The organism is Rhizobium sp. UFLA01-1127 (assembly GCF_059803845.1).
The window spans coordinates 20973-28003 of record NZ_JAUQTZ010000082.1; the positions used below are offsets into that span (position 1 = coordinate 20973).

7 protein-coding genes are annotated in these 7031 nt (G+C 58.1%); 3 read left to right on the plus strand and 4 right to left on the minus strand.

Annotated elements, in window-relative coordinates:
- Positions 1 to 30: 30 nt before the first annotated feature.
- The 4 genes from Q4Q11_RS19980 to Q4Q11_RS19995 all read right to left on the minus strand — a co-directional run bounded on the left by Q4Q11_RS19980 (position 31) and on the right by Q4Q11_RS19995 (position 4038).
- Complete coding sequence (locus Q4Q11_RS19980) at positions 31 to 870, minus strand: ABC transporter permease (RefSeq protein WP_498570587.1); 840 nt, start codon at positions 868 to 870, stop codon at positions 31 to 33.
- The gene (locus Q4Q11_RS19985) at positions 858 to 1601 is read right to left on the minus strand and encodes an ABC transporter permease (protein WP_498570588.1); all 744 of its coding nucleotides are present in this window, start codon (positions 1599 to 1601) and stop codon (positions 858 to 860) included. Before Q4Q11_RS19985 ends, Q4Q11_RS19980 begins: the two co-directional genes overlap by 13 nt.
- Complete coding sequence (locus tag Q4Q11_RS19990) at positions 1598 to 2452, minus strand: ABC transporter ATP-binding protein (protein ID WP_498570589.1); 855 nt, start codon at positions 2450 to 2452, stop codon at positions 1598 to 1600. Before Q4Q11_RS19990 ends, Q4Q11_RS19985 begins: the two co-directional genes overlap by 4 nt.
- 299 nt (positions 2453 to 2751) lie before the next feature.
- Positions 2752 to 4038, minus strand: a complete 1287-nt coding sequence (locus Q4Q11_RS19995; RefSeq protein ID WP_498570590.1) for an acyl-CoA dehydrogenase family protein — start codon at positions 4036 to 4038, stop codon at positions 2752 to 2754.
- Between the two features lie 918 nt (positions 4039 to 4956).
- Between Q4Q11_RS19995 and Q4Q11_RS20000 the strand changes: the two genes are divergently transcribed.
- The 3 genes from Q4Q11_RS20000 to Q4Q11_RS20010 form a co-directional block, all read left to right on the plus strand.
- Positions 4957 to 5547 carry a VOC family protein gene (locus tag Q4Q11_RS20000; protein WP_498570591.1) on the plus strand — a complete coding sequence of 197 codons (591 nt, stop codon included), beginning with the start codon at positions 4957 to 4959 and terminating at the stop codon, positions 5545 to 5547.
- 100 nt (positions 5548 to 5647) lie between these two features.
- Positions 5648 to 5962 carry a YciI family protein gene (locus Q4Q11_RS20005; protein ID WP_498570592.1) on the plus strand — a complete coding sequence of 105 codons (315 nt, stop codon included), beginning with the start codon at positions 5648 to 5650 and terminating at the stop codon, positions 5960 to 5962.
- A 122-nt stretch (positions 5963 to 6084) separates the two neighbouring features.
- Positions 6085 to 7031 (plus strand): GMC family oxidoreductase (locus tag Q4Q11_RS20010; RefSeq protein ID WP_498570593.1); only part of this gene is annotated, 947 nt, incomplete at its 3' end.

Below are 7031 nucleotides of genomic sequence, written 5' to 3' on the forward strand. Positions count from 1 at the left end.
CCTACCCCCACCCGTCGGACCAGAGTTTCGCTAGACGGTAGCCGGGGGCGCCGTCTCTGGATGCCAGCGCAGCAAGTGTTTCCGGGCAACGGCAAGAAGCTTGATCACGACAAAGCCAACGACGGCAACCTCGACGATTCCGGCGAATAGCGCCTTCGAATTGGAAAAGCGCGAGGCGTTGATCATGTCGGCACCGAGACCGCCCCCCGCGGTTAGCATCTCCGTCACGATGCAGATGATGAGGGATAGGGGCAGGGCCACCTGCAAGCCGGTCAGGATTTGGGGCATCGACGCCGGCAGCAAGACTTCCCGAACCAGTTCGGTCCGGCTTGCGCCCATGCTCTTTGCTGACCAGACGAGATCGCGCTGCACGGTGCTTGTGGCAGCGATGGTCGCGGTTAGAACGGGAAGAAACGCGTCGATGACGATCATGAAAATTTTCGTGGCGTCACCGAACCCCAGCCACAAAATGACGATAGGGAGAAACACGATCTTTGGCACCGGAAACATGATCGAGATGAGGGGATCAAAAAACCAGCGGATGGTTTGGTTCCGAGCCATGAGGACGCCAAGAGCGATGCCAAGCGTGCTTGCGATCAAAAAACCCGACATCGTGCGATAAAGCGTCAGCTGTACGCTCTGCCACAATTCGCCTGACAGTGCGGACGCGTAGATTGTTTGAAGAACCGATGTGAGTGGTGGAAGCTGGAAGGGCGTTACCAGCCCGCTTCGCGCGAAGAGCTCCCAGACGAGGGCGAGTGACACAAGGCCAATCCAGCTTTGACCGACGGCGGCCGCCCTCAATATCATCGCATTGCGGGTGCCTTGGGCTCGTCGGGAACCGTTTTTTACGTTCTCTATTGTTGCCATGCCAGTACTCTCTTCGAAAATGTCTGAAAGAGGCGGTCGAATAGGAATCCGAGGGCGGCTACCGACACGATGACCGCGTACATAGCATCGTTGGCCCCGGCCGATCCGTACAGACCGATCAGATAACCGAGCCCGTTGCTGGCCGAGATCAGTTCGCCGGCAACGAGCAAGACGAAAGAAAGAGCCAGCGCCGTGCGAATGCCGTTCAGCAGCTCCGGAAGCGCGCTCTGGGCGACCACATCACGAAGCACGCCGAATTTTGACGCGCCCATGCTGCGAGCAGACCAGACAAGAGCGGATTCGGTCGAGCGGGCTCCGTTGAACGCACCAAGCATGATCGGCAGCAAGCAGCCCATGAAGACGAGCAGGATCTTCGAGGCGTCCCCGAATCCGAGCCAAATCGCGGTCACGGGAATGAGCGCCGACTTAGGTATCGGATAGAAAATCTGCACGAGGGGGCCGAGAGCAGCGTTGAGAGGGCGCCACCACGCCATGAGGATCCCGAGTGTGCCACCGAACAGAATAGCAAACGCCAGCCCAGCGCCTGCGCGGATGAGTGACGCCAGGCCGTTGGAAACGAGCTCTCCCTCGCCCAGCAACTGCGCCCACGAGACGGCAACCGCACTGAGTGGTGGAAGGATATTGGCTGAAACGATACCCAGACGCGGCGTGATCTCCCACAGCAGGGCGACGATCAGCAGAGGAAAATAATGGATGATCGCGTGTCTCATCGGCCGACGGCATCCTCAGCCTGCTTGGCTTCAGCACGCACCAGACGCTGGAGCTCGTCTACCTTCTCGACAAACTGGGGACTGCGCACAAATGCCGGGTCGGACCGATCGAAATCGCACGACACGATCGTCTTGATCCGGCCCGGTCGCGCCGACATCACGACAACCCGCTGGGAGAGATAGGCCGCCTCATGAACGTCGTGGGTGACGAATATGACAGTCTTTGGTGAGCGCCTCCATATGGCAAGCAACTCGTCCTGCATCAGACTCCGAGTTTGTGCATCCAGCGCACCGAACGGCTCATCCATCAGGAGGATCTTGGGATCGATCGCCAAAGTCCGTGCAATCGCGGCCCTCTGCTTCATGCCGCCAGACAAATGCGAAGGGAAACTGTCTTCGAAACCTTCAAGTCCGACTAGCTTAACGAAACCGCGCGCCTTGTCTTCGGCATCGGCCTTCGACATGCCCTGCTTGCGCAGGCCGTAGGCCACGTTCTGCAACACGGTGAGCCAGGGGAACAAAGCAAAACTCTGAAATACGATGCCTCGGTCCGGACCTGGGCCGGCAATCTCTTTCCCGTCAACTGAGATGGTGCCTTCGACGGTCGAAAGAAAACCGCCGATAAGGTAAAGAAGAGTCGACTTGCCGCAGCCCGAAGGCCCAAGCAGCGAAATAAATTCCCCTGTCTTCACGTCCAGCGAAACGTTTTCCAGCGCGGTGACGGGCCGTTTGTTTGCCGGCGCGTAGACATATTTCAGATCCCTGATATTGACGCTGGCAACAGCGGGCGTGGAAGACATCACCGGCTGCGGTGGCCCCGCCAAACGTGAATCATTAACGGTGTCAAGCATGCATTCCTCCGATGCTGTTCAACGCGTAAGCCAAAAACCCTCAGATCTTTGGCGCTTTTGCTGGCAGGACGACCAGTGCTAGCTGGACGGCCCGCTGCAGTTTCCCGCGTCACGCTCGTTAGGTCTTCCTACGAAGCCTGGTCAGGTTTGACGACGGGCGCTGATAGAACACAGCCCTCCAAGCTCTGGTCTATGTCGCAAATTTGTATTTCGTCCGATTTTAGCGCGAAACTGGCGCCTTGCCAAGTTGCCGGCCAGGGGCGAACGGCTCCGGATCGAGCTCCCTGCGGAATTTAATTTCAGAAAAGGCCAGAGGGCTCCATTCCAAGCGCATAACGGCCAGACTGGGTTGCGTAAGTCTCCCAGTTCAGTCCGATATGTCTGGCCGCTGCATTGATGTCCCGCCATGCGCGCTGCGTCTGATGACCCAGCGACGTGGCCGCCGCACCCGTGCATTTGAGAACAAGTTCGGCAGCCTCGGTCGACATACGGGTCGAGAAGGCGAAATTTCGGCGGATCCTTATTCGCTCTTCGACGGTCGGTTGCCTGCCCACGTGCGCTGCTGCTGTCAGCACATCCATGCTTGTAAAGATCGCAATCTCTGCAGCCTCGATATCCGCCAGCGCTTCACCGATCCATGCATGCGCCAAGACATGGTCACTGAACTTGCCGCGCGCCGAGTCCCGGTCGCCGGCGGCAGCCGTAGAGATCAGGACCTCGAGTGCGCCACGGGCGATCCCAGGCAGCGTTGCCGCAATGCCGACCGGCGTCGTGGACATCAAGGGCAATGCGTACATCGGATTGGCGTTGGCCGCCGAACCGGGGGTCTTCCCACTATTCATCAACGGGTAGGCAAGTGTCCTGTGCGTCGGCACGAACACGTCGTCGAGGATGACTGTCTTGCTGCCGGTCCCAACAAGACCCATGACATACCAGTCGTCTTCGATCGAAAAATCGCTGCGCGGCACGAGAGCAAAATGGGCAATCGGAGGCTTATCCCCCTCCGCGGGAGCAAGGAACTGCGCAAGATGCCAATCGGCGTGGTCACAGCCGCTGGCAAATCCCCAGCGCCCGGACAACCGGAACCCGGCATCGACCCGTACGGCCGATTGTGCCTTGGGATTAATCCCGTAGGTGGCGGAAATCACGGTTCTCGCGCCACGGGCCCAAACTTCCTTCTGCGCCTCGATATCGAACGTGGCTGCAATCCAGTTCTGCGATGCGGCGACCCCGTAGACCCAAGCGGTGGAACCGCAGCCGCGGCCAAGTTCCGCGATGACCCGCGCCGCCGTGGTGAGGTCAGCCTCATGGCCGCCAAACTGGCGGGGCACAAGAACTTCAAGCAGTCCGGCATCCCTTAAACGAGCAATGGTCTCCGCGGGAACGCGTCGCGCCCTCTCCGTTTCAAGCGCGGTCTCCCGGAGATACGGTACCAAGGCCGAGGCCGCATTCACCAGATCTTCGGTTTTCTGAATGTTTGAATGCATCATGAATATCCTCCTGCCCATTCCTATTTCATTAATTTTGCGTTTTGTCCATTTTTTATTTTTCGCGATTCTTGCCGGGTGCGCTGCGCCTGAAGGCAAAACTCTTGTATGAATCTGGCGACGCCGCTACCGGTCTCCAATGGGCCGTTCGTCTGCTATGTTTCTGTAAAACATAAATAATGTACTATGCAATGTTGTCCGTTTGCCCTCAAAGCCTCTGGGCGATGGGTCAGGAAAATTTGCAAGGGCGCACAAAAAAGTGGACAGAATTAAAAATCGGTCATATAGCATTTTTCTAACGGAGGAGGGCTGGTGAACCGGCTTTGCCTATCAGGTGTCCAAAATGCCTATCGTCCGCCTGGGAGGAAGAATGATGCTGGATTTCACCAACGGTCCCGTCGCGATCAGGTCGTTGGATGCAGGAGCGAACTTTTTGAAATACGTCAGTAGGATCGGTCCGGGGTTGACTGGCTACTTTGGTTCCTCGCCGGCCGGTTCAGCGGCTTCCCAACAATATGCGTCCGGACGAAACTTTTATGCGGTTGCCCGACGTGTTGACGAGGGGCATCACATTGCGTTGACTTCACCAGCCTGCCTTTGGGAGATGGCTGTCTCCGGTCGAGGAGCCTGCGGTTGCCGTGAATATCCTGGCTCGAACGGAGACCAGTTACTGACGCCGGGCTGTCATTCCTCGGCGTTTGCTACGCGGCCTGGAGGAAAACACTCCCACTATCGATTTTTCGGGGGACGTTCTTTTTTGCCATCAGGATCTTCCAGGCCAACTCGTCTATTCCACTCTCCGCGGCATCAATCGACAGAAGACTCAAATCAAGTCGCTGTTTGTTCCCGAGTAAGGGCTGACAGGAACAGTCGACCTTTCTCGGTCATGTGGAAGAACACCTTTGTCCCGCTTCATGTAGGTGCGGAGAGGTACTCCCGCGAGCGGCGATACTAAATCCAGTGCTGATCCCGCACCATGCAAAGGGATGTACAGCACCACAACAGGAGAAAAAACAAATGTTTAAGACAGAACAGGCGCGGCCCGATACCGGCCACCTGATGAACATCAACCCCCGTCATGGTGGCCGCGAAGACAAGAGCGACAACGCCTTCGGACTCTGGGGCGTCGATCATATTGCGCTGCCGGTGACAGACATCGTTATGATGGAGCAATTTATCCGGGAGTTCCTCGGAGGTGAACCTTATTACTATGCGGGCTTTGACGACTACGACAGGGGAACGAACCGAAAGCCGCACCTTTTTGTCCGGATCGGCCGCACTCTCCTGCAAATCACGGCGGAAACAGGTCCATCCACCCCGCAGGCCGACGATCCGAACATTGCTCCTCATTGGGCCTTCCGGACAAGCGTCGAAGGGCTCGATGCGAACATCGAGCGACTGAAGAACGAGGGCATCCCCTTCTTCGGGCCGATGGCCCATCGCGATATCGATGTCGTCTCGGTCTACTTCCGCTCTCCGGAAGGCCACAAGCTCGAGTTCTGCACCTGGGACGAATATCCGGTCGAAAAGACAAAGATGATGGGCGCCCCGGGTGTCGGCTTTATTCGCTGGAAAGAGCTCATGCACAACTGGCCCAACAACCGGTAGTAATGAGACAGCGACATCGGCGGGATCGAACCAGCAAGGTCGGCCCCATCGATCGTCGCCTGCCCGTACAGGGTATCCAGGCAGAAAGCGAGTTGAGCAAATGAAGACCATCGATGCGCCGATATTCGTCGTGCTCGTGCGGTACACGCAGCCAGTTGAGGCGGTGATGAAACACCTGGAGGCCCATCGCGAATTCATCGCATCAGGATACGCGCGCGGTATTTTCCTTGTTTCCGGACGTGGCGCGGATAACGATCCCGGTGTGGTCGTCGCTTCGGGCGTAAGCCGACAAGAACTGCAGCAACTGATGAAGGAAGACCCATTCTACCAGCATTCGGTGGCGACTTACGAGGTTGTCCAGTTCCACGCGTCACGCGCGTGCGACGAACTCGGCCAATTGTTTCCATCCCTATAGGAGGGACAGCTTCGGGCTGCGCCTTGGCGTGAGCCCGCTGTTGGACGCCGGTTGGAGGACCGACGTCCATGACGACAGTCGGTCAGAACAGGTCTACGGCGTTCTTTGGGAGGGAGCATGTCATGAAGCAGGATAAACGGAATTCTACCCCGACAGCTGTACTGGCTGCGCGGCAGGATCAACTGGAGGCGTCGTTTCTGCGGGGGGCGATGGGTCGTCGCCGCTTCATTGCGACTTCTCTGGCTCTGGGCTTTCTCTCAGCGTCACGGGTCAAGTCCGTCGCCCAGACACTGGAGGAAATCAAGACCAATCAAGCCTCTCAAGTCCGGTCACTTGCTGGCAGCTACGACTACGTTGTCTGCGGTGCGGGTAGCGCAGCCTGTGCCCTGGTGGGCAGACTGGCAGCCGACGGAAGCAAAAGCGTTCTCCTGATAGAAGCGGGGGGCTGGGACGACGCTCCATCCGTTCTCGACCCGCGGCTGTGGTTCACCAATCTCGGGACCGAACGGGACTGGGGCGACGCCTCCGAACCGTCCGCTGATGTCAACAATCAACGCGTGGTGATTCATACGGGGAAGCTGTTGGGCGGCGGCAGCAGTATCAATGCAACGATCTGGGCCCGCCCCTTCAAGAGTGATTTCGACTATTGGGCTGAGGTGACACAAGACCGGCGATGGAGCTACGAGTCCGCGCTTTCAACCTTCCGCCACATCGAAAACTGGCAAGGTGTACCGAGCGAGCGGTACCGCGGCCGGGGCGGCCCCGTCTGGTGCCAGACCGCGCACGATCCGTCACCGCTTGCACTCGCGATGCTCGATGCCTGTCGCGCCCTTGGGCTACCGATAAACAGTAGTTTGAACGGCGTGCGCGAGGAGACCGGCGAAGGCTTTGCCCTGACGGAGCAGATCATACGGGACGGCCAGCGCCAGAACATGGCAAAATCCTATCTCTACCCTGTCCTTGCCCAGGCAAATGTGACGCTTCTGACAAATGCTCATGTGGATCGAATTGCCCTCGATAAAGACATCGCCACCGGGGTCGAATTCACGCATGAGGGTCAGCGGCGGAC